Source organism: Luteolibacter pohnpeiensis (assembly GCF_016595435.1).
GTDB lineage: Bacteria > Verrucomicrobiota > Verrucomicrobiia > Verrucomicrobiales > Akkermansiaceae > Luteolibacter > Luteolibacter pohnpeiensis.
This window is the reverse complement of sequence record NZ_JAENIJ010000044.1, coordinates 1-22,464: the sequence shown is the minus strand read 5'-3', so window position 1 is coordinate 22,464 and position 22,464 is coordinate 1. Positions and strand designations below refer to the sequence as shown.

Sequence of the window (22,464 nt, the reverse complement as noted above, 5' to 3'; positions counted from 1 at the left end):
GGGTCGTAACCCTTCAGGCCTAAATTTAGGTTAACAAACATCGGGGACATGATGGCATCCGTGCCTCATGTCCCCAATCTTTGAGGAGGAGCCAGTATTTTTGGGGAGGAGAGAGTTCACGTGGTATCGATTGTTCGGGATTACCACGCCGCGCGCTTCGAGATGCATTACTGGCTTACGGAATCCGACACTTTAACGGGCAAGCCTTTCGCGATTACGTTGAACAATGGTGGTTCGATGCGAGTGCCTAAGCGCTGGGTGAAGGGTATCGAAACTACACGCAGCCGATTGGACTAGGTGGGGCGATTCAGACGCTAGATTACGAAGCATTGCAGCCGGGAGATCTGGCAGTCACCACGAGTGGAGTTCACGTCCTTGTTTATCTCGGTAACGGTCGGTGGATTCAGGCTGATCCTGTGGTAGGCGAGGTCATCAATCTCGACGGTCGAGGGGATATCAACCATTGGTTTCACAGAGATGTTACAATCCATCGGTGGCGCATACTCGCGATTCACTAACCGGAGCCGATTGCTCAAAAGCGTTGATGAAATCTCAACACAGTAGATTCCCATGGCGATTTGCCATCGAACTCGGTGGTCTTCATACCCCCGTTCTTTGGCAGCGTGACATGGAAAGCCCGCGCGCATCGAGCATATTGTAACTTCAGCCACCTGGTGGGAACATGCATCCGTTTCCGAACGGTTCAATGCGGACAGGATGAAGAAACAGAAGTGGCAACTTCAGGATAAGAAATCGAAAAACGGCATCATTCGAAATCGAACCGCTTTGGGCGCTGCTTGCGGAGCTTGTAGCGGCCGCCATTGACTTGGCGGATGGGATCAAACACGGCATCCATTCCGACGGCTTTGATCTCGTAAACTTGCGCCATGAGTTCACCGAGGCGCCCTTTGGGAAAGCCTCGTTGTTTGAACCAATCGAGGTATTCAGGAGGTAAATCGATAATCGGGACACCTTTCGGGGGATATTCTTTGCGGCCGAACTTCCCAAATGGCATAAAAGAAACCGCGATTTCTTCCAGCAGTCTCCGGAAGTCCTCGCGGTCGATCTCGGTGAAATCCATATCGAAGGATTTCACCAATTTAGAGATAAGGTCAATTACTCGGTAGCTTGATGACTTTTCAGCGCAGCTGCACTTTGTTCAGAGAACCATTGGTCGAATTCTTTGTCGTCGCCAACTTCCATGCTGCCGACCATGTTGGCATGACCTTCGCCACAGAGCTGTCCGCAGATGACGTAGGTTTCCATGGTTTTGATCGGGGTAAACCAGAGCGCATGCTCTTGTCCTGGGATCGCGTCTTGCTGAGCACGCATTGGGACGATCGAGTAGTTGTGAATTACGTCTTTCGAAGTGACGTTCAACACCGCAGGACGATTGACCGGCAATTTCAGAATCGGACTGGTGAAATCGTCCAAAGCATTTGGATCGCTGTAATCGATGCCGAGTTCGTTGGTTCCAGAAATCAATTGAGGATCAATGCGGCCGAATTTGCCATCAGCACCTGGATAGTGGTAAGTCCAGCCGAACTGCCAACCGACGACTCGAACCCGGGTCGGATTCATTTCCTGAACGGTCTTCCAGTCATCGACCCGTTCAGCCCAGAGTGGGAAAGCGAATCCAAGAAGCAAGACTGCCTCGATCAGTATCACGCCAATTTCCAAGTGGGTCGAAAGGTGGCTGCGGACCCCTTGGTAGGATGCCTTTGGGTTCTTTGATTTGCGGAACTTGAAGAGACAGACAAGGAAGAAGATCGACCACCCTACGAACAAGGCGAGCATGAACCAGTGGATGACCTCAATCAGGTGATCAACTTGAGGGCCGTGTTGGGAATAGGATTCAGGGATCCCGAGTAATTTGATGAGACTCATGGTGGATGGAAAATGGGAAATCAGTGGCTTTCGCTGGCGACATAATCGTCGCAAAGTGAAGGATCTAGACTGCCACGTTCACGATTGATCACGCGGAAAAGGAAGAAGCTCACAGCTGCGAGAACCGCAACAATCACGATCAGGAGGAAAAAAATCGACCAAGCGGCAGCGTCGTTGGGATTTTCCTGGGAGTGAAATCCACAGAAAGTGCATGCGAGGACGGAATTCAACAACATGACGGTAGTTGGTTAGAGGATGATCTTTGAAGCTTTCCGGTAAAAATACACACCATAGACAGGCATCAGCAGCATGCCGACGGAGCCAATGATGATGAACGGCAGGGATAACGAAGGTTGATCGCGGCTAAATACCAGTCCCCAAAGAAGGAAAAACGCTGAGAGGAACGTGCAGATCGTTACAAAAGCGATGTGAAATCCTTTGAGTGACATGGCGAGTGAGGGTTGGAATTAGATCAAGGCGTTGCGGTGGCAGCTTTGTCAGAAGCGGCAGGTTGCGCAGCTTCTTCGGTCTGGATCACCCGAGGCTTCGAGCCATCATAGAAGTAAGTATCGTGGATCGGGTCGAAAACCGCAAGGTGGGTAAGCAGATAGAGAGCTGCTGCACCGACAAATGCTCCGCCAAAGATCCAGTAGACCGCTTTTTTCTCGTGATTGAGGTGCATGAAAATCAAAGCAACAAGGCTCGCTTTGAATAAGGCGATCAACAAACCGATGGTGGCATCCACGCCATCAAATCCATGGCCGCCCATGTCCAATGGTTCCCATTCGGCGACGAGATAGGTCAGAATGGTGCAGGCGAAAAGCGCAGCGAAAACCATGAGGTAGGTCTTCTTTGCCTTTTGGATTTCTTCAACTGAGTTGGCCATAATAATAGGTCGTGAGGAGAAAATTAAGAGCGGGTGCCAATTACATCAAATAGAGGATTGGGAAGACGAAGATCCAAACAAGGTCAACGAAGTGCCAGAACAGACCGCCGACCTCAACGCGGTTGGCGAGCCACTCTGGGTTGGAGAGATACATCTTCCGACCGCAGAATAGGTAGTATCCCAGCACAATCGCGCCACCGATGACGTGAAGGCCGTGCAATCCGGTAATGGTGAAGTAGAGAGCGTAGTAGGTATTCCATGCTGGGGTGAATTTCGAAGCATGGAGGACTTGCTCGCGAGGAAGACTGAACGTCATGAAAGTTGCGTTGCCGCGTTTCTCATAATTGGGTCCGAGGAATTCTTCTTTGAACTTATCGAAGCCAGAGAGTTCAACCTTGTTCTTCTCGATGAAGTCTTTCCAGCCAAGGCGGTAGCGCTCCTTATCGTTGGGAACTCGCTTAGGCTGGTTATTCTTATCAACCCCATACTTATCCTTGAGGCGTTGCTCCAGTTTAGCGACCTCACCGAGGTGCCATTGCCATGCTTCCTTCGCGAAGGGGCTGTTTTTGATGAGCCAGGAATTTTCGATCGCGCGCTCAGGGTCGATTCCTTTTTCCCGCGCCTTCATGACCAGGTTTTGGAAATCGATCGCATCGACGTAGTGGAAAACCATCGGACTAGGCTCGAGCTCGCCGTTGATCACGGTATCATCGCGAAGTTTTGACTGGGTCGCACCTTCAGCAATGTCGCGCGGGTTGAACTGCAGCTTGGCTGCAGGAACCACATTGAAAGTCACTGCCGAGATTTCGTCTTCCAACAGGGGTGCAAGTGCATCCATGTCGATGTTGACATTCGGCGAGAGTTCCACATCAGAGGCGCTTGGATTTGCTTTCTTCGCTTTTTTCCATTCCTCTTTGAGGGCTGCAATTTTCAGGTCGCTGTTGTGAGCGCGAGCTTTGAGATGAATCTTGGCAATCTGAGACAAGAGTTTCGGGGTAAGCGCGTCACCTTTTTTGGCGATTAACTCTGCTGGCTTGCCAGGTTCGGTGATGACTTTGATATCCTTGCTGAGAGTGATCTTCGATTTCTCATGCTCGGCCTGGGCAATGATGTCTTTGACCCAGGCATTGTGATAACGAACGGTGCTGAAAGTCAGATCACTGGCTTTAACATAGATTTTGTTCTCTTCGATGTCGTGACCGTTGTGGTCTTTAACGCGAGTTCCGTTTTCTTCTTCGAAACCAAGGTGACCTTCGAGAACGGTGAAGTCTTTCAGACGAACTGCTTGGTGATGGAACTTCACGTTGTATTCCATTCCCTTGAGGATCATGAAGATCACGGCACAAACCAGTGTGATCGACATGTAAACCTGGAATCTCCGCCATTGGCGCATTTTCAAGGCAGCCCAAGCAAAAACCACCGTGACGGATGAGAGAATCAGCACGAAGGTGTTGATCAATCCCGGAAGCACCGGAAGTGCCCGTTCAGGCCATGGATAGTCGGCGCCGAGCCGAAGGAAGACGTAGGCGGAAAAGAATCCACCGAAGAGCATGACTTCCGACGCAAGGAAGAGCCAGATGGCGATCTTTGCGTTGTAAAGACCAGTGTCCTTGCGCGGGGTGACGATGTATGGAATTTCCATTTTGAGAGTGAGCTAGCGTCCGGTTTGCATTTGACGGCGTCCCCGGACAATCGGGATCAATGGGCGGCTGGAGTGGTTTCGTTGGGCTTGGTTTCCGTCCCGGTCTTGCGTTTCGGCTCAACCCATTGAGGGAGGAAGTCCTCGTCACAATCCGGACGGCTGTATTCGTAAGGTCCGCGGTAAACGGAAGGCTCCGTGAGGAAGTTGCCGTGGCCAGGAGGCGTTGGAGTGGCCCATTCCAAAGTGGTGGCGTCCCATGGGTTGTCGCTTTGCACCTTGCGGCCGATTTTCCAAGAAGTGAAGAGGTTGATGAAGAATGGGATCTGGGACAGAGCCAAGGTCCATGCACCCATCGACATGAGGATGTTCAGGTCGATGTGTTTGGTCACCGAAACTGCGAGAACGTTGGTGCTGTCTGCAGCTTTCGCGAGGTAGGCATCACCACCGTTATACCAGCGGCGGTGGAAACCTGCCATACCTTGCAGGAGCATCGGGAAGAAGATGATGTTCATGCAGATCAAGCTAGGCCAGAAGTGGAGATGGCCCAATTTGTTGCTCATGAAGCGACCGGTGATCTTCGGATACCAGTGGTAAACACCGGCGAACAGACCGAAGAGAATACCAGGAGCAACCACGTAGTGGAAGTGGCCGATGACGTAATAGGTGTCATGCAAGTGCATGTCGACCAGGTTGAATGCGAGTGGCAGACCGGTGAGACCGCCAATACCGAACATCGGGATGAAGGCGCATGCCCAAACCATTGGTATGGTGAAGCGGATCGAACCACCCCAGAGCGAGATCAACAGCGAGGTGATCAGAATCACCGAGGGGATCGAGATCAACACGGTCGTGGTCTGGAACCAGGTGGAAACCAGAGGACCCATGCCGGTGAGATACATGTGGTGAGCCCAAACGATGAAGGAAAGGAATCCGAGAACCAACACCGAGTAGACCATCGACTTGTAGCCCCAGAGTGGCTTGCGGGTGTTGGCAGGAATGATTTCAGCCACACATGCGATGGCAGGAAGCAGAAGAACGTAAACTTCCGGGTGGCCGAGGAACCAGAACAAGTGCTGATACAGAAGTGGCGATCCACCACCGGAGAGGTCAGCCAAGCCCTCGGTCTTGGTGTAAAGGCCGGATGGGAGGAAGAAGGACGAGTGTGCGACCCGGTCCATCAGCTGCATGATACCAGCGGATTCAAGGGGTGGGAATGCAAGAAGCAGAAGGAAACCAGTCACCAACATGGCCCACACGAAATAAGGCAGGCGCATCCAGGTCATGCCGCGAGCGCGGAGGTTGATGATGGTGGTGATGAAGTTCACCGAGCCTAGGAGCGAGGAACTGATCAACAGAACCAAGCCAATGAGCCACTGGGTTTGTCCTGCGAGGAACTGATTGACCACCTGGCCGTCAGCAAAGCCAGCGAGCGGTGAGTAGTTCGTCCAGCCGGATTTTGCAGCACCGGACTCCATGAAGAAGGATGCCAACATGACCACGCCACCGAGGAAGTAGAGCCAGTAGCTCATCATGTTCAGCTTCGGGAACGCCATGTCGGGAGCACCGATTTGCAGCGGTGTCACGTAGTTGCCGAAGGCACCGAATCCGAGAGGGACAATGCCAAGGAACACCATGATGGTTCCGTGCATGGCACCGAACATGTTGTAGGTTTCACCGGTGATTTTACCATCGGACAGCCAGCGAGCCTTCCAGTTCGAAGTGAACATCCAGTCCATCCAACCCGGAACAGGCTGGTGTGGATAGGCGATGCTCCAGCGCATCATCATCATCAGGTAGAAGCCGATCGCGAGGAAGATCATCGCGGTCAGACCATACTGGATGCCGATCATCTTGTGATCGGTGGAGAAAATGTATTTCTGCACAAATCCGGGCTCGTGATGATGATGATCGTCATGATGGGCATCATGCCCGGAATGAATTTCTGCTTGAGCGCTCATAGGTCTCCGATGTGCGGAATATTGGGGTCGAATTAAAAGGAATTAGGGAGCCGCAGGAGCGGGTTCGAGAGTAGCCGTGTTGACCAAGGTCGTTGGATCGAGAGGATCGCCCGGAAGATTTTTCAAATGCTCCGCATTGATTTCTTCACTGGTAACTGCCTGACCGGCATTGGCGCGGGCTGCGGAAGTCTTCATGGCATCGGCTGCCATTGCCACCGTAACCACATCGCCGGCACTGTTACCGAAATTGTTACGGACGTAGGTCATGACGCCGGCGAGGTCTGCCGCACTCATGCCTGGTCCTTGGGCTGGCATCGTTCCGCCGTAATCACGTCCGCTACTGGTTGGACCGTGAATTCCGTTCAGGACGATCATGGCAAAGCGTTCGGTCTCACCGAGGACATACTTGGATCCGGCCAATGGTGGGTAGTTTGCGCCATCACCCTTGGCGTCGGCTCCGTGGCAACCGTTGCACTTCGCGGAGTAAAGTTTCGCACCGCGAGCACTGTAAGCGACCAGAGCCGGCTTGGTAGGAGGACCCGTGTCCCCCGCTCCAGGAGCAGCACTGCGAACATAGTTCGCGCGGAACATGGAGCTGTAAGAGAACATCGTGCCGCCAAACAAACTGCCAGCGTCACCAAGAATTCCGCCAGCGATCAATACGGCAGCACCGCCAGCAGCAATGATCCAGAGGGAAATTGGACCGCGGCCGTTATCCGTGATCTTCTTTTCTCGGGAAGACGCCGCCAATTCGCGGGTGATTCGGCCGTGGGCCTCGGTCACGTTGATCGAGTCCTCGAGGTCTGGTTTGGAGTTCGGATCGGACATGGGAAGAATTTCGAAGCAGTGGTGGAAAAGTGGTTCAGCTATCGCTATCTTTTTTAGCAGGAGCGAAATTGAGCGAAGTGGCTACCGGCTGGTCCTTTTTCATCGAGAGCAGATAGGAAACCAGAGCTTTAGCATCCGAACTCGGCACGAGTTCCGTAGAATCATCCCCCGCGATTGGCAAGGCCTCTGCGTTGCGGTTTCCGTTGATTTTTTGTTTATCGAAAAGGAAACGGAATGAAGGGCAACCGGACTCACGACGCTCTGGGAGCATGCGTGGATTGTAGAGATGGTTGTAAAGCCAAGCCTTAGGATCTCCGTCTTTGGCGTAAATTTCTTCAACCCGGCGGCCTACATTGGAAAGGTCTGGGCCAAGGCGGTTCAAACCGATGTGTGCGTAGGATTCACCGAAGAAATCGAAAGCATTCGTCTCGCGGCGAGTATCACCACGGTCCGGGTCGGCAGCAAGGCCGCCCCAATCCGGACGGTAAAGATCGTTACCAGCGTAGGTCGGGCGGATGACCTGAGTGTGGCACAGGTAGCATCCGTTTTCCGAGTAAACCAAGGCACCGTCAGCAATACGGCCCGTGCGTTTCGGGAAGAAGATACCGGAATCCGGCTCGGCACTCATCGGAATCGGCTGCAGATCCCGCATTTTGAAATACGGAACCACGACAACTGCTAACCAGGCGACACCGAAACTGGCGGAAAGACCGAAGATGAAAGTTTTTAAGCTCATTGGGTGAATGAAGGAATAGCGGGATCTCAGTGGTGCGCGGGGAGGCTGGCAGGGCCTGCATTATCGATGTCACCTTCGGCACCGTGCGGGCTGCTACTTTCGTGGGAAACCAACAAGGTCGGGTGCGAGCTGCGGCGACCGAGGCGGAGCCACATCAAAGTCAGGTGGAGGAAGAAGAAGACGTTCGAAATGAGGATGGCGCTCCAGGCGACGGTGATCGCAACGGCGTATGGACGTGCGCGGAGTGCAGCGCTGCTCCAATCGTGCATCCAGTCTTCCTGACCGGCTCCCTGCTGAAGACCACCGAAGATGGCGATCAGGGCGACGAAAACGATTCCGTAAACCGAGAAGAAGAAGTGCATCGAAATCAAACGGCGCGACAACCATTCGCGGCGGGTAATGCGAGGAACGATGAAGTAAATCGCGCCGAACATGATGAAGCTGAAGAATCCGTAGATTGCCAGAATTTCGAAGCCATAACCGGACAGCGAGAACTGAGTCAGCGGCAGCGTCGAGGACGGCATGTTGAGAAGAATCGCGGAAAATCCGAGAATCAGCAGGCCAACGATACCCGCGAGGGTGAATCGGAGCGTCGGGCTGGAGCTGACGATTTCCTTCGCTTGCTTGGTGGTCTGCAGGAGGTTGACCGAGTTAAACAGTGCAGGCAGGAATAACAGGGTCGTTGCAGCAGCGCCGATATAAGGAAGGAAGTATGGGATCGGGGTTCCAACTGCCTTTTGAAGACCAGCCCATGGTGCGATGATCGCGAGCGACCAGAAGCCGAGTTTAGCGAGCGAGTAGCTGAAGATTGGCTTACCGGTAACTTTCGGTGCGAGGTAATAGGCGGTTCCGAGTGCGACCGGCACGAAGAACAGGAACATCAAGGCAGACTTGAACCAGGCATCGACCGCATAGTCCATCACCGGATGGCCAGTCATTACGAAGATGAGAATGTTAGCCGTGAGGTAAACCCATGGGAACCAGACCATCGCAGCGATCAAATACCACTGGGAGATGTAGACGTAGTCAGCATTGCGGACCCGGAATTGGATGAACGACCAGATCACGATGATGAAATAGCTGATCAACAGGACCGGCCAGGCAAACACCGGGAATTCCATCCAGGAAACACCGGTGCTGTGACCACTGAGGATGCCGATCATTCCGAGAAGCACGCCGAAGTTCCACACGTGACCTGCAGTCAGGATGGTGCCGACGGAGCGGCAGACCTGGCGGGATAGACGCGCCATCAACCAGATGATCGCGGCGAAGGCAGCTTGGAAACCCCAGCCGTAGATGAGGGCATTCATGTGGGCCGGAAATACCCGCCCGTAGGTCAGGAAGGGGCAACCATCCAAAAAGCCCGGACTATGAACCTTTGCGGAAGAAATGATGGCCAGAACAATGGATACCGCGAGCCAGGCAGCACCGCTGGTCATGAAGAACATGACGGGGTGCCGCAATGAGCGGTCGATTTCCGCGCGGATCTGCGCGTCTTTCAGGTTACTGGTGGTGGAAGACATCTGCTTGATTGGAAAAAGGGGATCGCGTGTCAGGGCTTGGTCAAATCATCGACGGAAAGCTGCGGCTTGCCGACTTCACTGCGAAGAGGAGTGACTTGATCAGGAGTTACCGCAGAGGCTTTGTTGCCGAAGCTATTTCGGATGAAGGTCAGAACACCGGCGATCTGCTCATCGGTTTGATAGCTGAGTGCAGCCATACCCGCTGGGAAGTTGTAATCGGTGCCAGCAACCGTGATCGGACCTGCCAGACCACGAAGTTGGATACGAACCAGATTGGATACCGGGCCAGAAACCCACTCGGATCCTGCAAGCGGTGGAGCAGCAGCGGTGCCCTCTCCGTTTTGACCGTGGCAGGCGGCGCACACCATGAATTGTTGCTTACCGATTTCCATCACTGCCGGATCGATCGGAGCATCGGAGTTGGTTGCAGCATCGACGGCGGAGGTATCAACCGGGGCTTGATTTGCAATCTTGAGCGCGGTTGGCGATCCGGGAACAATCTGCTCAGGCTTTTCGACTGCTGCTGGCTTGCTTGCGGCGAGCGTTTTGGCAGTTGGAGCCATGGCGTTTTTAATTTCGTCAGGATTGAGCTCCGCGGTTTGTGCCTTGAAGACTTCCTCCTTGGTGGCATAGCGGGCCTCCGCTGCCTTTTCCTCCATGTTTTCGGCAGGCTTCTGATTGAAGAACCAGATGACGCCGAGTGCGACGGCGAAAATCAGGAAGGTTCCAAGGCCCCACCAAAAGGTGGTAAAGCGGGTGAACGGTTTGTCGCGGGATGGGTCCATTTGAGAGAAGATTTACGAAAGGAGATCGGGATCAGTTGCTCATGTTTGCAGATTCCAGGATGCGTGGATCGCGGTTTGGATACAAGGAGTGCTGACCAAGTGCGCGGAGCAGGAAGAACAAGAAGGCCGAGCCGATGGTGATGAAGGCGAAGATGTCACCCCAGAAGGCATGTGGTATCGAAACCTGAATCTCACCGAATGTTCCAGGGTCGATATTTCCAAGCGAAACACCGCGCTCAGGAATGGTGATGATGTAGTGATCCAGCACGTGCATGACAAGTGTGTAAGCGGCTACCCAGGAGAGGAATTTCGGATTCTTCTTCAACCAAGCTTGGAGGAGAACGACGAACGGGACGACGAAGTGACAGAAGACCAAGGTGAGCATCGCAGCATTCCAGCCGCCGGTGTTACGAGTGAGGAAGTAAGAGGTTTCCTCAGTCATGTTGGCATACCAGATCAGGAAGAACTGCGAGAAAGTGATGTATGCCCAGAAGACGGTGAATGCGAAGAGCAGCTTGCCCATGATGTGGAAATGCTCGCCATTGACCACGTTCTTCAAGTGCCCCTGGCTCTTCAACCAAGTTGCGATCAGAATGATCACTGCCATCGAGTTCAGTGCGGAACCGGCAAAGAGGTAAACTCCCCACATGGTGGAGAACCATTTGTAATCCAAGCCCATCACGAAGTCGAAACCGGTGAAGGTAATGGTGAGAGCGAAAATGATCAGCGTGTAGGTCGAGTGGAACCGAGCCTTAAGCAGACGCTTCACACCTGGGTTCGGATCGGTGTCCTGATCGGTGGAGAGCTTGCGCAAGCTGAAGATCACCAAGCTGAGTCCGACCATGTAGAACAATGCACGGCCATACCAGAATGGGAGGTTCATGTACCAATACTTATTGAAAAGCAAGGTGTGATGATGCGCTCCAAGCCACTCATGGACATTTCCGCTAGCCTCACGATGGATGTTCATCCACTCGTAGAGGTAATGCTGAACCGGTGGGCAAAGCAGTGGGATGCCGAAGAGGACCATCGGGATGTAAGTCGAACCGAGGTTTTCGAAAATCCGGCGGACTGAAGTCCCCCACCCTGAGTTCGAGACGTTGTGGAGAAGTGTCCAGAAAACCCCGCCAATCGAAAGAGTCAGGAAGAAGTAAAAAGCAAACACCCAGGAGTAGGCATAGCAGCCTTTAACTTTTTCTGGTGCGGCGAAAAGCAGGATAAGGCTGATCACCGTTCCGACGACGGCAATCTTGCCAGCAATCGATTTTACCTTGGCGATTTTGGATTGATCCAAGTGATCACCATGGATGGCGATATCTGCGGAAGTAACGTGGTGTGACATCTCGATCGGGTTCAGGAAAATTATTTGCCGGCGGCAGCAGTCTTCATCTGTTTGGCGGCTTGCAGCGTCCGGACGTAGGAAATGATTGCCCAGCGGTCACGAACGGAAACGTTCGGTCCGTAAGCTCCCATCTGGCCTTTGCCGTGGGTGATCACTTCGAAAATACGGCCATCTGGGTAAGTGCCGGTTTTGTATGGGTCACCAAGCAGGTTGGCGATGCCAGGAACGCCGAAGTGACTGGTCATACCTTGACCGTTCCCGGAGATTCCGTGGCAAGGTGAGCAATTGATGTTGAACCGTTCTTGCCCGCGGCGGATCAAAGCCTCCGTATTTTCAGCAGTGAGCTTGAGTTCTTCCGGCATTCCAGTGCCGTAGTAGTCACCGATGTGGCCGGTGTAGTAGTAACCCGTTTGGCCACCGAACTCGTATTCAGGGATGCCACCGATGACGCGCTCACCTTCTGGATTGAATCCACGTGGTTGAGTGTTTTCGACGGGTTGGCGTTCGCCATATCCGTCTGCAAAGAAGGAATCCGGCTTTTGGGGCCTCAACTTGTCTTGTTCGTCCATGTCCGGGAAAATCCGGATCGGTGGTTTCGAGAAATGCTGACCGCGAAATCCGAAGATTCCGACGACAAGCACCGCGATGATCGCGTAGGCGAGGAAGAAGTAGCGCATCTGTAAGTAGGAAATTAGGAATTAGGAGGTCCGGACGATCAGTCCTCTTCTTCAACGAGTTCGATGTTTGCTCCGCCGATTTCTCCAAGAAGATCTTTGGTTCCGGAAGGGCTGAACTTTGGATCGCGAGCTTCGATGGCGATGAAGAATCCATCGTCAGTGACGCGCTGGAATTGCCGACTTGCGAAGAGCGGGTGATTGAGTCGAGGCAATTGCATCAAGGCGAGCACTCCGAACAGCACGGTCAAAACCGAGAACAGAATCGTCAGCTCGAACATCACCGGGAAGAAAGCTGCCGTGGTGAAAAGGTTTGCCGGCTTCCCCTGGACCACCGTTGGATAAATCACAACCTGTGTGGTGTAAGCCAAGGTAAACGCGGTTGCGGTTCCAGTGATGCCGCCACAGAAGACGAACCAAGGAAGGATCGACCGTTTCAGGCCCATCGCACTATCCAATCCGTGAATCGGATATGGGGAATAGCAGTCCCATTTCCGGAATCCGGCGTCTCGGATTTGCTCCGCGGCTTTGTATAGGGCGGAAGCGCTCTTGAATTCGGCCAAGTAGCCGTAAACGCGTTTGCGGGTGGTGCTCATGTAAAGTGGACGGAAAGTTGCGGTCTGAAGGAATTACTTGGCGTCGGCGGCATTGCCGTAGGAGGTGGCCACTTCGTGTTGGTAAGCAGCGGAAGCGACGATTCCGTGATCAGGGTGATGCTCCTTATCATCAAAGTGTGGATCGGACTCCAGCAGGGTCCATTTGACTTCCGCAATGTTGATGCATGGGAGGAAGCGGAGGAACAACAGGAACAGGGCGAGGAACATGCCGATCGTTCCGACGAAGATCATCATTTCGACACCGGAAGGGCTGTAGGTTTTCCAGTCACCTGGAAGGAACATGCGCTCAAGGGTGGTGACGATGATCACGAAGCGCTCGAACCACATCCCTGCGTTCACGAACATGGCGACAATCATGACAACCCAGAGGTTTTCGCGGCACCATTTGAACCAGAAGATCTGCGGGGAAAGCACGTTGCAGCTCATCATGGCCGCATAGGCCCACCAGTGAGGACCCGCCAGGCGGTATTTGAAGGCGGACATCTCATAAATCGCACCGGAGTAGAAGGCCACGAAGAGCTCCATCAGGTAGGCGTAACCCACGATCGTGCCGGTCAAGAGGATGATCTTCGCCATGTTATCGATGTGCTTCATGGTGATCATGTCCTGCAGACCGTAGATGTAACGGGCTGGGATCATGATGGTGAGCACCATTGCGAAGCCACCGAAGATCGCGCCTGCCACGAAGTATGGAGGGAAGATCGTGGTGTGCCAGCCTGGCACCACCGAGGTGGCGAAGTCGAAGGACACAACCGAGTGCACGGAGAGCACGAGTGGAGTCGAAAGTGAAGCGAGCAAGAGGTAAGCCATTTCGTAGTGGCTCCACTGGCGATTACCGCCTCTCCAGCCGAGTGAGAAGATTCCGTAAAGGAGCTTGCGAAGACCTGGTTTGCAGCGGTCGCGGATGGTTGCGAGGTCAGGAACCATGCCGAGATACCAGAAGATCACCGATGCGGTAAAGTAGGTGGAAACCGCGAACACGTCCCAAAGGAGTGGTGATTTGAAGTTCTGCCAAATGCCGTTCGCGTTAGGAACAGGTGCAAGGAACCAGGCGAACCAGACCCGGCCGACGTGGAAGGCAGGGAAAATACCGGCGCAGCATACCGCGAAAATCGTCATCGCTTCCGCCGCACGGTTAATCGAGGTCCGCCAGTTTTGGCGCGTCAGGAAAAGCACCGCGGAAATCAGGGTTCCAGCGTGACCGATACCGATCCAGAACACGAAGTTGGTGATATCCCATCCCCAGAAAACCCGGTTGGTCATCCCCCAGACACCGACACCTGTCGAAACCAGATAAGTCAGTCCACCCACCACACCGATGAGAGCCATCAGGGCCGATGGGATGAACAGCAACCACCAAAGCAACGGTTGCTTGTTTTCAACAACGCTGCAGATCCGATCCGTGATCCAGTGGTAGGACCGTTGATTGAGGATCAGCTTTTCACGCTGGAGCACCGGGAGCTTGATTTCCGGGGTGGTGGCCGGAGCGTTCTGGGTGGTGGATGCCATGTCTGGGAAAATGCGAGTTTAGGAGAAGATGAACAAATTGAGGATCAAACCATGTCGATCGTTGCCTTGCCGATGAACGGAGCGTCCGGCATCGCTGGATTCGGATTCTTGACGCGGGCCAGGTAGCTGGTGCGTGGAATAGTGCCAATGTAATTCAGCAATTGATAGTTACGATCCGATGCCTTGGCCCGGTTCATACGGGACGCAGCACCATCTTTCTGGTTACCGAAGCTGATCGCCCCAGCGGAACAAGCCTCCTGGCAAGCGACCTTGAAGGAGTCAACCGGCACACGCAGTGATTGATTGGCGATCTTGACCTCAGGAGAAGGCTTACCAGCCTCAAGCACTTGCTCTTTGGTGGTTGCTTTCTGGCGAATGACCGCATCCTTGATGCGTTGCACGCAGTAGGTGCATTTTTCCATCACACCCCGCATCCGGACGGTAACGTTCGGATTCTTCTGAAGGTGAGGAGCTGCGCCAACTTGTTTTTCACCGAATGGACCTTTGTAGAGGTTATTGGCGATGAGCGGATTGCGCTTGTTGTAGTCAAAGAAATTGAAGCGACGGGCCTTATACGGGCAGTTGTTCGCGCAATAGCGGGTTCCGATGCATCGGTTGTAGGCCATGGCGTTGAGGCCGTCCTCGGAGTGAACCGTGGCATTAACTGGACAAACCGTTTCGCAAGGTGCCTTTTCGCACTGCATACAAGCTACCGGCTGAGGAACCATGGCCGGGTTATCTGCATCGGCTTTTGGATCATCCTGAGCGGCGAAATAGCGATCCATGCGGATCCAGTGCATTTCCCGGCCCATGGCAACTTGTCGTTTGCCGACAATCGGAATGTTGTTCTCCGCCTGGCAAGCGACCAAGCAAGCGTTACAACCCGAGCAGGCGGAAAGGTCGATCGCCATGGCCCACTGATGAAGCGGGTCGCTGAGGAGTGGCTGTCCCTTGCGGTCCTTCGATTGATAAAGTGAAATCGGCTTTTCAGCGTGAGCATCGACACCCTGCTTCGACACTCCGGCAAGCTGAGCGGAAAAATCACCCTTCTTGTCGTCGGTCATGGTCGAGATCTCACGAGCGAGCGCGCGGCCATACATGGAGTTATGCTCTTGAACCAATGCCACCGAATAACGCTTGCCTTCGAGATTCGTCACTTTCGCACCCTTGGCGAAGTAAGAGCTGGCCGAAGTTCTGAGAGGATAAGCATTGAAGCCGCGGTTCACTCCGACCAAGCCAACATGAGCTGCGTTTTTCGGTCCGCGCTTCAACTCGTCTTCGTCATCGAAGCCTTGGCCATATCCGAGGGATATCACCACGGTATTTTCAGCCTGACCGAAGGCGATCAGCATCGGCAGCTCCAAAGTCTTTCCGTTGACCTCGACGCGGATCATCCGAGCGGTGCGCTTCTGCGCTTCATTGTCCGGGGAACGCGGAGCGTTCTTCATGCCGGTGTAAGGGCTAACTGGCTCCAGAGCGATCACCTCGTCATAGATACCAAGAGCCTTGGCGGTTTTCGGAGCGATCAGAGCGGCGTTATCCCATGAAAGTTTCGAAATCGGATCGGGAGCTTCCTGCAACCATCCGTTATCGATGTAACGACCGTCGAGGATCGAGGCATCGGTCGCGAAAACCACATCGAGAGAATCAATCGTTGGTGCGGCAAATCCGGCGACTGCGGCAAAATCCTTGGCCACCGAAGCGGATGCTTTTGGAGTGGTGGTTTTGTAACCGGAATCGGCGACGAAGCCATCGCGCAGCAGCTTTTTCCAAGGCGCCTCCCCTTTTCCGCCGATTCCTTCAAAGGTCGCACGGACTTCGTCATAGGCCGGGGAAGCAGCACCGCTGTTGCCTTCACCGTTGAGGAATTTTCCGTCATCGGTCAAAAGCGCGACCATCAACTCCAAGTCTGAAACACAGTCCGGATAGAGCGGGAGGATCATCGGTTGAACGATGGTGTAAACCCCGCGGGAAGTGCGAGCATCACTCCAGGACTCCAAATAGTGTGCTGCCGGAATGTGCCAGGTGGAAGCAAACGCAGTCGCGTCGGTCCGGCCGCCAAGATGAATGCTGGTGGCCAATTTGGCGTAGCTGGAAGCGAAATCCAGATCGGCAGGCGCATCGTAAACTGGATTCGATGGAGTCAGCACCAACAGGGTGTCGATCACGCCGCCATCGATATCCGCTTTGAGGGAGGCAAGAGTGCCGAGGCCGGTATTTTCGGTTTGGTAGGCTGTGACAGGACCGTTGCCACCGAGGTTGCCGAGAGCTTGGTTGATCGCGAGAGCCAGATGATGAACCGCAGCCGGCTGGCGGGAACCGGCAACAACCGCCGATTTACCACGCTTGCTCTTCAGATCGTCTGCCAGGCCCTTGATCCATTTGAGCTGCTTCTCCTCAGTGACAGCTGGGAGACCACCAGGAACGGAGGCTCCCAATTCCTTGGCGATCTGTGCGGCGATCGCTGGGATTTCACTAACCGAAACACGCAGGCGGTGATCCGCCATACCACCGGTGAGGGAGTAGGCTGCCTCCACCATGTAGAGGCGGTTCATTTTGGATTGGTCCGGCTTTTGGGAGTAATCCCGACCTTCCGGCTTGCGGCGGTCATAAAACGCAGAAACTGGACCTTGGGAGTCCAGGCAGGTGAAGTCACAATCCAGAGAAAGAATGATGTCAGCCTTGGCGAAATCCACACCCAGCTTCACGCCATCACCAACTGCGACGCTTGCATCGCCGGTGAGCGCTTCATATTGGTAGAACTTGGCCGCAGAAAACTTGCTGGCGAGCTTTGCACGCAGGCGGTTGCGGGTAGGACTGTCATCCGCGCCAAACAAGAAGCCCACTTTGGCAGCCTTGTTGGTGGCGAGTCCGGCGATCACCTGATCAAGATCGGCCCGTTTGGCCTTCTTGCCGGATTTCAAAATCGCCCGGGAGCGGGATGGCGAGTAAAGATCAAGCACTGACGCTTGAGCGATCGCATCCGTACCTTCGTTATCCGGATGGATTTCGTTGGGAGCCAACTTCGTTGGACGACCTTCGAAAGTGGTGACGACCAAAGGTGTCGCGCCACCGGAGCGCGGCATGCTGGAGGCATAATAGGTAGCCTTACCAGGAATCACCCACTCTGGTGCGTGAGTGTAAGGAACAATGTAGGACTCAGGCCGACGGCAGGCCATCATGCCGAAACCGGCAAGAGCGGTGGATGCGCCCATGAGCTTCAGGAAAGAACGACGGGAAGTTTCGCACTCACTTTCGTCCGCCATTTCAGCGGCACCCTGAGGAAATTCTCGTTCCAGCCATTCACGGAAGCTTGGAGTATCCTCAAGCTGGCCCTGACTGCGCCACGCGATGGTGCTTGCGTCGGATGGCTTTTCGGGATGGTGCAGGATGCGTTTACTCATGTCGGACTACGGAAATATTGAAATCTTAGGAAACAGGATCGGTAGATCGATCAACGGTGGCAGGTGGAGCAGCTCATCTTCGGATTCACATTGAATTGCGCCTTGAGCTTCAGACCCAGATCTTCAGTGGTTTTGACTCCCAATTCGGTCATCTCACCAGGGTGCTGATCGATGTATTGTTGAGCGTCATACTTGAGATTGAAGACCTCTTCCAGTGGACGGAGATTCTTCTCAGGAGCCCGGTGACACTCGAGGCACCAGCCCATCGAGTGCGACTCGACTTGGTAAACCACTTCCATCTGATCAATGCGGCCGTGGCAGCTTTGGCAGGAAATACCGCGGTTCAAGTGAGCGGAGTGGTTGAAATAAACGTAATCCGGAGCCTTGTGAACCCGCACCCATTCGATGGGCTTCCCGTCGTAACCCGGATAGCTCTTATCCAGTGAGCGATGAAGCGGAGCGAGCTTCGGACTTTCGCGCTGCACGTGCTGGTGGCAGTTCCAGCAAGTATTCCCGGTTGGCACGTTGGAATGACCGGAAACATCCACGAACGAGTGGCAGTAACGGCAGTCCAGACCGATTTGATCAACGTGGATCTTGTGCGAGAAGGGAATCGGCTGTGTAGGCTGGTATCCGGCCACCAAGGTTTTTGGAGTAGCGTAGTAGGAAAATGCCAGGGCGATTCCTCCGACGGCAGCGCCGGCACAAACAGCGATTTTGAGCGGGAGTAGATTCGACCAGCGTGGGAAAAAATTTGCCATGTGACGGGCGGTTCGTTGCGGCTGTTTTAGGGCTTGTGAAATTTTTCACAAGCGGTTTTCGGAGGAACCCTCAGAGGAGGGCTCGGGCGGGCCGAGAATGCCAATGAGTCTTCAGCTTGCAATGCCAAAAAGAGGAAAATTGCTCAGAAAGTTTCGAAATTACGGCGACGCCCAGTTATCATCAGGATCTTACGCCTTCAGAAAATTTGACGGACAAATGTTTCATTCAGATGAATCAGGCCAATATTGCGGTTAGTCGAACCGCGAAACCCATTTTCAGCCATCATTCCGCCGTCAAACGAACGATCGATGGAGCCCATCAGCGGTCAATTGCGCCTATTCTCTCAACCCGCCATCATTGACCCGACCAATTCAGGCCATTTGCCTGGCGCCATTTGCGGTAGGCTTTGAACTGGTCGCTCTTTTTCAACAATTTACGCGAGGGATCTTCTTCCAGAAATGCCTCAAACGCGCCGCCTGGAGAGGTCTCGATGCCGGATGGTGCTTCTTCCTCCGTAGACTCCGGGGTGCCGTGAGTCGACTTGGTTCGTTCCGGTGCAGAAGTCAGCGAGCGCTCCAATCCACGGACGCGAGCACTCAGTCTGGTGACTTGCCAGAGCAAAATCACCAACATCCCCGCACATCCCCACAACGGAACCATCGCCATCCAACTCATATCGGAATTACCCATGCGGAAAAACTAGACCACCGCGTGATTTTGAGAAGCCTGATCTCCCGCAAACTACGCCAAATCAGGGCCTCCAGCGCCCGCTATTTCGGCTCGGCCAGTTTGATCTCGAACATTTGCGGCCAGTATTTTCCAGTGACCCAGAAATGGCCGGTCTTTTCGTCATAGGCCACCCCATTGAGCACCTCAGCACGATTCGATTGCGGCAGACGGCTCCGCAGTCCTGACAGGTCCAACCACCCTGTGACAGCTCCGGATTCCGGATCGATCCTCGCAATCCGATCGGTCATGTAAATGTTGGCAAATACGGAGCCACCCACATATTCCAGTTCGTTCAGAGCGCGCAAAGAACGGCCCTGATTAGTCACTTCCACGCTTTTCTTCACCGAAAAGTCAGCCCCGTTGACAAAATCCAGCGCCGATCCGCCATCGCTCATGATCAGGTCCGTGCCATTGCTGGTGAGCCCCCAGCCTTCCCCCTTGTAGTGAAACTGCCGGATTTGCTTGAAGGTTTCCGGGTCCAGGACAAAGCCCTTTTCCTCCTGCCAGGTCAGCATCCAAAGTTCGCCTTGGTGCAGAGTGATCCCTTCGCCGAAAATGGAAGCCGGGAACGACCGCTTGCGGAGCACCTTGCCCGTTTCCTTTTCCAGCTCGCGCAAGGTCGACTCCCCATATTGCCCGGTACTTTCGAACATCCGGCCATCTTTGATCTGCAATCCTTGGGTGTAAGCCCCTATGTCATGCGGCACCACCGAAATGACCTCGTAGCCCAAATTGACCGGCACCTCACCGCCGGATTTACACCCAAATAGGGCAAAACTCGCCACCAACGGCATCACCCAAAGGGTCAGGAAATTACGAATCATCGTTTTCATATATCATGCATTAACCGAAAATCATTCACCGGCTTCGATCCGACTCTGGATTTCACCATCCGCCAGCTTGGTCCGAATCAGCTCACCGTTTTTAAGGGCGTGGACCGAACGAAGCACTCGACCCGCAGGATCCAGGGTGATCGAAAACCCGCGCTGGAATGCGGATTCCGGCCCGAGCGTCCGCAACAGACCGCGCAAGCCAGCCATTCGCTCCGCTTGCCGATCCAGCGCTTCCACCCCGCTTCTTTGCAATCGCTCGCGCAGCACCTGCATTTGTTCCAATCGACGCTCCACCACCCGCGCAGGGTGCATCGCCGCATGCTGGGTTTTAACTTCCGCCAATTTTCCGGCTGAGGCTTCGATTCCCACCCGGGCCGCAGTTTCAAGCCGACCGCGCAGGTGATCTAACCGCATGACCGGCTCGCGCAACAAGCGCTCCCCATCCTTACGCAGCGCACCTCGGCGCAGCCCCTCGATCACGGCGGCCGATTGCTCCAGCCGCTCCGCGACCCGCCGCATCATGCGACGTCTTGACTGTTGCAACTTCGCCAGCAGTTCCACGCCGTCCGGCACCGCCAGCTCAGCGGCCGCACTTGGTGTCGGCGCACGCAAATCCGCGACAAAGTCCGCAATGGTAAAGTCAATCTCATGACCCACCGCCGAAATCACCGGAACCGGGCAGGCAGCTATCGCACGCGCCACGATTTCCTCGTTGAAACACCAAAGATCCTCCAGCGATCCACCGCCACGGCCGACGATCAGCACATCACAAACTGGAAATCCAAAATCCTGCGCCCGGCCCAGCTGGTTGATCGCGTGCGCAATTTCACGCTCGACCCCACGCCCCTGCACCCGCACCGGCAGCAACACCGGCTGAACCCAGGGTGCGCGTCGCTGCAACACATTCAAAATATCACGAATTGCCGCTCCGGTTTCCGAAGTGACAATGCCAACCACCTGCGGAAACGCCGGAATCGGCTTTTTTCTGGCAGCATCGAATAATCCTTCCGCCTGCAGTTTGCGTTTGAGCGCCTCGAACCGCGCCTGCAAGTCCCCTGCCCCCGCACGCTCGACCTTTTGCACGATCACCTGCAATTGGCCACGAGCCTCATAAACACTGGCTTCTGCAAAAACCTGCACCTTGGCCCCGTCCTCAAGCGCCTGCGCACCTTCGCGCCGCCGAGCGGAAAACATCGCGCACTGGATTTGCGCCCCCTCATCCTTCAGCGAAAAATACCAGTGGCCGCTGCCCTGTTTCTTCAGATTCGAGACTTCTCCCTCGATCCATAATTCCCCGATCTGGACTTCCAGCAGGTTCCGCATCCGCCGCAACAGCTGCGTCACTGAAACCGCCTTCGCTCCATCCGGTTTGCGGGAACCGTCCCCCGCCGATCTCGAAAACAAATCCACGCGCGAATCTGTGCTTTTCGAACTGAAACCGCGAGCAGGAAAAAATGCATTTCTTATCGGGGAACCCACCTATTGACCTTGATCCTGTGACCCAAATTGCAATGACTGAAAAATCTCAAGCCGCCGGCATCGTGACTGAGGTGATTGTAAAAAGCGGGAGATGCCGAATCGACACCTCCCGCTAGTGATTCATGCGAAGCAATGGATCTCTGCGACTAGGACTTAGTTCACCGAGAACTGCCAGCTCCAACTCGCAAACTCCCCATAAGTCGTTTCACCCCAAGTCGTTTCAGGGGTCTCCCTGGTATCATAAAGTTGAACGTAGGCTGAGGAACCAATGTAGGCGTTATTAAAAATGCGGGACCTGGTAAACACCTGCGCATTCGAAGAGTAGTTGAAGTCATAAACCGCATTTCTGGTAAACATCACCCGATAAGACGTTGCGGAGTAAGGGACAATTACAACCGCCCCTTGGCGGTCATAGTTTGATCCGCCTTTCGCCCAAATGATAGAATCGTTCCCCGGAAGTGTCCCCCCATTTTTTGGCGACCATGCAGCGGTAACAGCTGGGTAACGCGTCAAATCAAATTGAACTCCAGTCGGCAAATGGTAAATGAAGTCGCCTGTTCCAGTTAGAGTGAAGGTAGATGGATTAATCAACCTAACCCGCACTTCAGTTTCATTACCCACCGTGCGGTACTGCTGGGAATTCACCGTATTGTAGTTAGGTATCGTCACATTTCCGGTTGAGGTGATTGCCACCGCAACCTCCGTGCTCCAGTCCGTCACACCACCTCCATCAATGCCAGCAGGACCCGTTGCTCCGGTTGCTCCGGTTGCTCCGGTTGCTCCGGTTGCTCCAGTTGCTCCAGTTGCTCCAGTTGCTCCAGTTGCTCCAGTTGCTCCAGTTGCTCCAGTTGCTCCAGTTGCTCCAGTTGC

At 54.3% G+C, this 22,464-nt stretch carries 21 protein-coding genes and 1 pseudogene; all 22 read right to left on the bottom strand.

Going from position 1 to position 22,464, the window contains the following annotated elements; all coding sequences use genetic code 11:
• Positions 1–766: 766 nt before the first annotated feature.
• A complete protein-coding gene (locus JIN85_RS18175; protein ID WP_325109871.1) occupies positions 767–1,096 on the bottom strand; it encodes a DUF3820 family protein in 330 nt (109 codons plus the stop codon).
• A 20-nt stretch (positions 1,097–1,116) separates the two neighbouring features.
• Positions 1,117–1,887, bottom strand: coding sequence for a cytochrome c oxidase subunit II (locus JIN85_RS18170; protein ID WP_200273468.1), 771 nt, complete (start codon positions 1,885–1,887; stop codon positions 1,117–1,119).
• A gap of 20 nt (positions 1,888–1,907) precedes the next feature.
• Positions 1,908–2,123 (bottom strand): hypothetical protein, encoded by a 216-nt coding sequence (locus tag JIN85_RS18165; RefSeq protein WP_200273466.1) that lies wholly within the window; start codon positions 2,121–2,123, stop codon positions 1,908–1,910.
• 12 nt (positions 2,124–2,135) lie between these two features.
• The gene (locus JIN85_RS18160) at positions 2,136–2,336 is read right to left on the bottom strand and encodes a hypothetical protein (RefSeq protein ID WP_200273464.1); all 201 of its coding nucleotides are present in this window, start codon (positions 2,334–2,336) and stop codon (positions 2,136–2,138) included.
• Between the two features lie 23 nt (positions 2,337–2,359).
• Positions 2,360–2,773: a cytochrome C oxidase subunit IV family protein gene (locus tag JIN85_RS18155; protein WP_200273462.1), complete on the bottom strand. Its 414-nt coding sequence runs from the start codon at positions 2,771–2,773 to the stop codon at positions 2,360–2,362.
• Positions 2,774–2,813: 40 nt separating this feature from the next.
• A complete protein-coding gene (locus tag JIN85_RS21480; RefSeq protein WP_234047506.1) occupies positions 2,814–4,415 on the bottom strand; it encodes a cytochrome c oxidase subunit 3 in 1,602 nt (533 codons plus the stop codon).
• Positions 4,416–4,471: 56 nt separating this feature from the next.
• Positions 4,472–6,373, bottom strand: coding sequence for a cytochrome c oxidase subunit I (locus JIN85_RS18140; protein ID WP_200273460.1), 1,902 nt, complete (start codon positions 6,371–6,373; stop codon positions 4,472–4,474).
• A 42-nt stretch (positions 6,374–6,415) separates the two neighbouring features.
• Entirely contained in the window at positions 6,416–7,201 is a 786-nt protein-coding gene (locus JIN85_RS18135; protein ID WP_200273458.1) for a c-type cytochrome, read from the bottom strand.
• A gap of 34 nt (positions 7,202–7,235) precedes the next feature.
• Positions 7,236–7,937: a cytochrome c family protein gene (locus tag JIN85_RS18130; RefSeq protein WP_200273456.1), complete on the bottom strand. Its 702-nt coding sequence runs from the start codon at positions 7,935–7,937 to the stop codon at positions 7,236–7,238.
• Positions 7,938–7,963: 26 nt separating this feature from the next.
• Positions 7,964–9,460: a cbb3-type cytochrome c oxidase subunit I gene (locus JIN85_RS18125; protein ID WP_200273454.1), complete on the bottom strand. Its 1,497-nt coding sequence runs from the start codon at positions 9,458–9,460 to the stop codon at positions 7,964–7,966.
• 29 nt (positions 9,461–9,489) lie between these two features.
• The gene (locus JIN85_RS18120) at positions 9,490–10,245 is read right to left on the bottom strand and encodes a c-type cytochrome (protein ID WP_200273452.1); all 756 of its coding nucleotides are present in this window, start codon (positions 10,243–10,245) and stop codon (positions 9,490–9,492) included.
• 31 nt (positions 10,246–10,276) lie between these two features.
• Complete coding sequence (locus JIN85_RS18115) at positions 10,277–11,587, bottom strand: hypothetical protein (RefSeq protein ID WP_200273450.1); 1,311 nt, start codon at positions 11,585–11,587, stop codon at positions 10,277–10,279.
• A 20-nt stretch (positions 11,588–11,607) separates the two neighbouring features.
• Positions 11,608–12,264, bottom strand: coding sequence for a c-type cytochrome (locus JIN85_RS18110; protein WP_200273448.1), 657 nt, complete (start codon positions 12,262–12,264; stop codon positions 11,608–11,610).
• A gap of 38 nt (positions 12,265–12,302) precedes the next feature.
• Complete coding sequence (locus JIN85_RS18105) at positions 12,303–12,857, bottom strand: DUF3341 domain-containing protein (protein WP_200273446.1); 555 nt, start codon at positions 12,855–12,857, stop codon at positions 12,303–12,305.
• A gap of 33 nt (positions 12,858–12,890) precedes the next feature.
• Positions 12,891–14,387 (bottom strand): NrfD/PsrC family molybdoenzyme membrane anchor subunit, encoded by a 1,497-nt coding sequence (gene nrfD, locus JIN85_RS18100; protein WP_200273444.1) that lies wholly within the window; start codon positions 14,385–14,387, stop codon positions 12,891–12,893.
• Between the two features lie 44 nt (positions 14,388–14,431).
• The gene (locus JIN85_RS18095; RefSeq protein WP_200273442.1) at positions 14,432–17,791 is read right to left on the bottom strand and encodes a TAT-variant-translocated molybdopterin oxidoreductase; all 3,360 of its coding nucleotides are present in this window, start codon (positions 17,789–17,791) and stop codon (positions 14,432–14,434) included.
• 50 nt (positions 17,792–17,841) lie between these two features.
• On the bottom strand, positions 17,842–18,552 hold the full coding sequence (locus tag JIN85_RS18090) for a cytochrome c3 family protein (RefSeq protein WP_200273440.1): 711 nt from the start codon (positions 18,550–18,552) through the stop codon (positions 17,842–17,844).
• 197 nt (positions 18,553–18,749) lie between these two features.
• The gene (locus tag JIN85_RS21710; RefSeq protein WP_267906692.1) at positions 18,750–18,872 is read right to left on the bottom strand and encodes a hypothetical protein; all 123 of its coding nucleotides are present in this window, start codon (positions 18,870–18,872) and stop codon (positions 18,750–18,752) included.
• A gap of 35 nt (positions 18,873–18,907) precedes the next feature.
• Positions 18,908–19,243, bottom strand: a complete 336-nt coding sequence (locus tag JIN85_RS18085) for a hypothetical protein (protein ID WP_200273439.1) — start codon at positions 19,241–19,243, stop codon at positions 18,908–18,910.
• A gap of 80 nt (positions 19,244–19,323) precedes the next feature.
• Positions 19,324–20,115, bottom strand: coding sequence for a glutaminyl-peptide cyclotransferase (locus JIN85_RS18080; protein ID WP_200273437.1), 792 nt, complete (start codon positions 20,113–20,115; stop codon positions 19,324–19,326).
• A 21-nt stretch (positions 20,116–20,136) separates the two neighbouring features.
• Positions 20,137–21,525 (bottom strand): exodeoxyribonuclease VII large subunit, encoded by a 1,389-nt coding sequence (gene xseA, locus JIN85_RS18075; RefSeq protein WP_200273435.1) that lies wholly within the window; start codon positions 21,523–21,525, stop codon positions 20,137–20,139.
• A gap of 222 nt (positions 21,526–21,747) precedes the next feature.
• Positions 21,748–22,464 (bottom strand): annotated as a pseudogene (locus JIN85_RS18070) (hypothetical protein); the annotation flags it as partial.

Excerpts from the sequence above, each read along its gene's own strand:
- nrfD (WP_200273444.1), bottom strand. The coding sequence starts at position 14,387 with ATGGCATCCACCACCCAGAACGCTCCGGCCACCACCCCGGAAATCAAG.
- JIN85_RS18125 (WP_200273454.1), bottom strand. The coding sequence starts at position 9,460 with ATGTCTTCCACCACCAGTAACCTGAAAGACGCGCAGATCCGCGCGGAA.
- JIN85_RS18160 (WP_200273464.1), bottom strand. The coding sequence starts at position 2,336 with ATGTCACTCAAAGGATTTCACATCGCTTTTGTAACGATCTGCACGTTC.
- JIN85_RS18090 (WP_200273440.1), bottom strand. The coding sequence starts at position 18,552 with ATGGCAAATTTTTTCCCACGCTGGTCGAATCTACTCCCGCTCAAAATC.
- JIN85_RS18120 (WP_200273452.1), bottom strand. The coding sequence starts at position 10,245 with ATGGACCCATCCCGCGACAAACCGTTCACCCGCTTTACCACCTTTTGG.
- JIN85_RS18155 (WP_200273462.1), bottom strand. The coding sequence starts at position 2,773 with ATGGCCAACTCAGTTGAAGAAATCCAAAAGGCAAAGAAGACCTACCTC.
- JIN85_RS21710 (WP_267906692.1), bottom strand. The coding sequence starts at position 18,872 with ATGGGCTCCATCGATCGTTCGTTTGACGGCGGAATGATGGCTGAAAAT.
- JIN85_RS18165 (WP_200273466.1), bottom strand. The coding sequence starts at position 2,123 with ATGTTGTTGAATTCCGTCCTCGCATGCACTTTCTGTGGATTTCACTCC.
- JIN85_RS18140 (WP_200273460.1), bottom strand. The coding sequence starts at position 6,373 with ATGAGCGCTCAAGCAGAAATTCATTCCGGGCATGATGCCCATCATGAC.
- JIN85_RS18110 (WP_200273448.1), bottom strand. The coding sequence starts at position 12,264 with ATGCGCTACTTCTTCCTCGCCTACGCGATCATCGCGGTGCTTGTCGTC.
- JIN85_RS18080 (WP_200273437.1), bottom strand. The coding sequence starts at position 20,115 with ATGAAAACGATGATTCGTAATTTCCTGACCCTTTGGGTGATGCCGTTG.
- JIN85_RS18095 (WP_200273442.1), bottom strand. The coding sequence starts at position 17,791 with ATGAGTAAACGCATCCTGCACCATCCCGAAAAGCCATCCGACGCAAGC.
- JIN85_RS18130 (WP_200273456.1), bottom strand. The coding sequence starts at position 7,937 with ATGAGCTTAAAAACTTTCATCTTCGGTCTTTCCGCCAGTTTCGGTGTC.
- JIN85_RS18085 (WP_200273439.1), bottom strand. The coding sequence starts at position 19,243 with ATGGGTAATTCCGATATGAGTTGGATGGCGATGGTTCCGTTGTGGGGA.
- JIN85_RS18135 (WP_200273458.1), bottom strand. The coding sequence starts at position 7,201 with ATGTCCGATCCGAACTCCAAACCAGACCTCGAGGACTCGATCAACGTG.
- JIN85_RS21480 (WP_234047506.1), bottom strand. The coding sequence starts at position 4,415 with ATGGAAATTCCATACATCGTCACCCCGCGCAAGGACACTGGTCTTTAC.
- JIN85_RS18115 (WP_200273450.1), bottom strand. The coding sequence starts at position 11,587 with ATGTCACACCACGTTACTTCCGCAGATATCGCCATCCATGGTGATCAC.
- JIN85_RS18105 (WP_200273446.1), bottom strand. The coding sequence starts at position 12,857 with ATGAGCACCACCCGCAAACGCGTTTACGGCTACTTGGCCGAATTCAAG.
- JIN85_RS18170 (WP_200273468.1), bottom strand. The coding sequence starts at position 1,887 with ATGAGTCTCATCAAATTACTCGGGATCCCTGAATCCTATTCCCAACAC.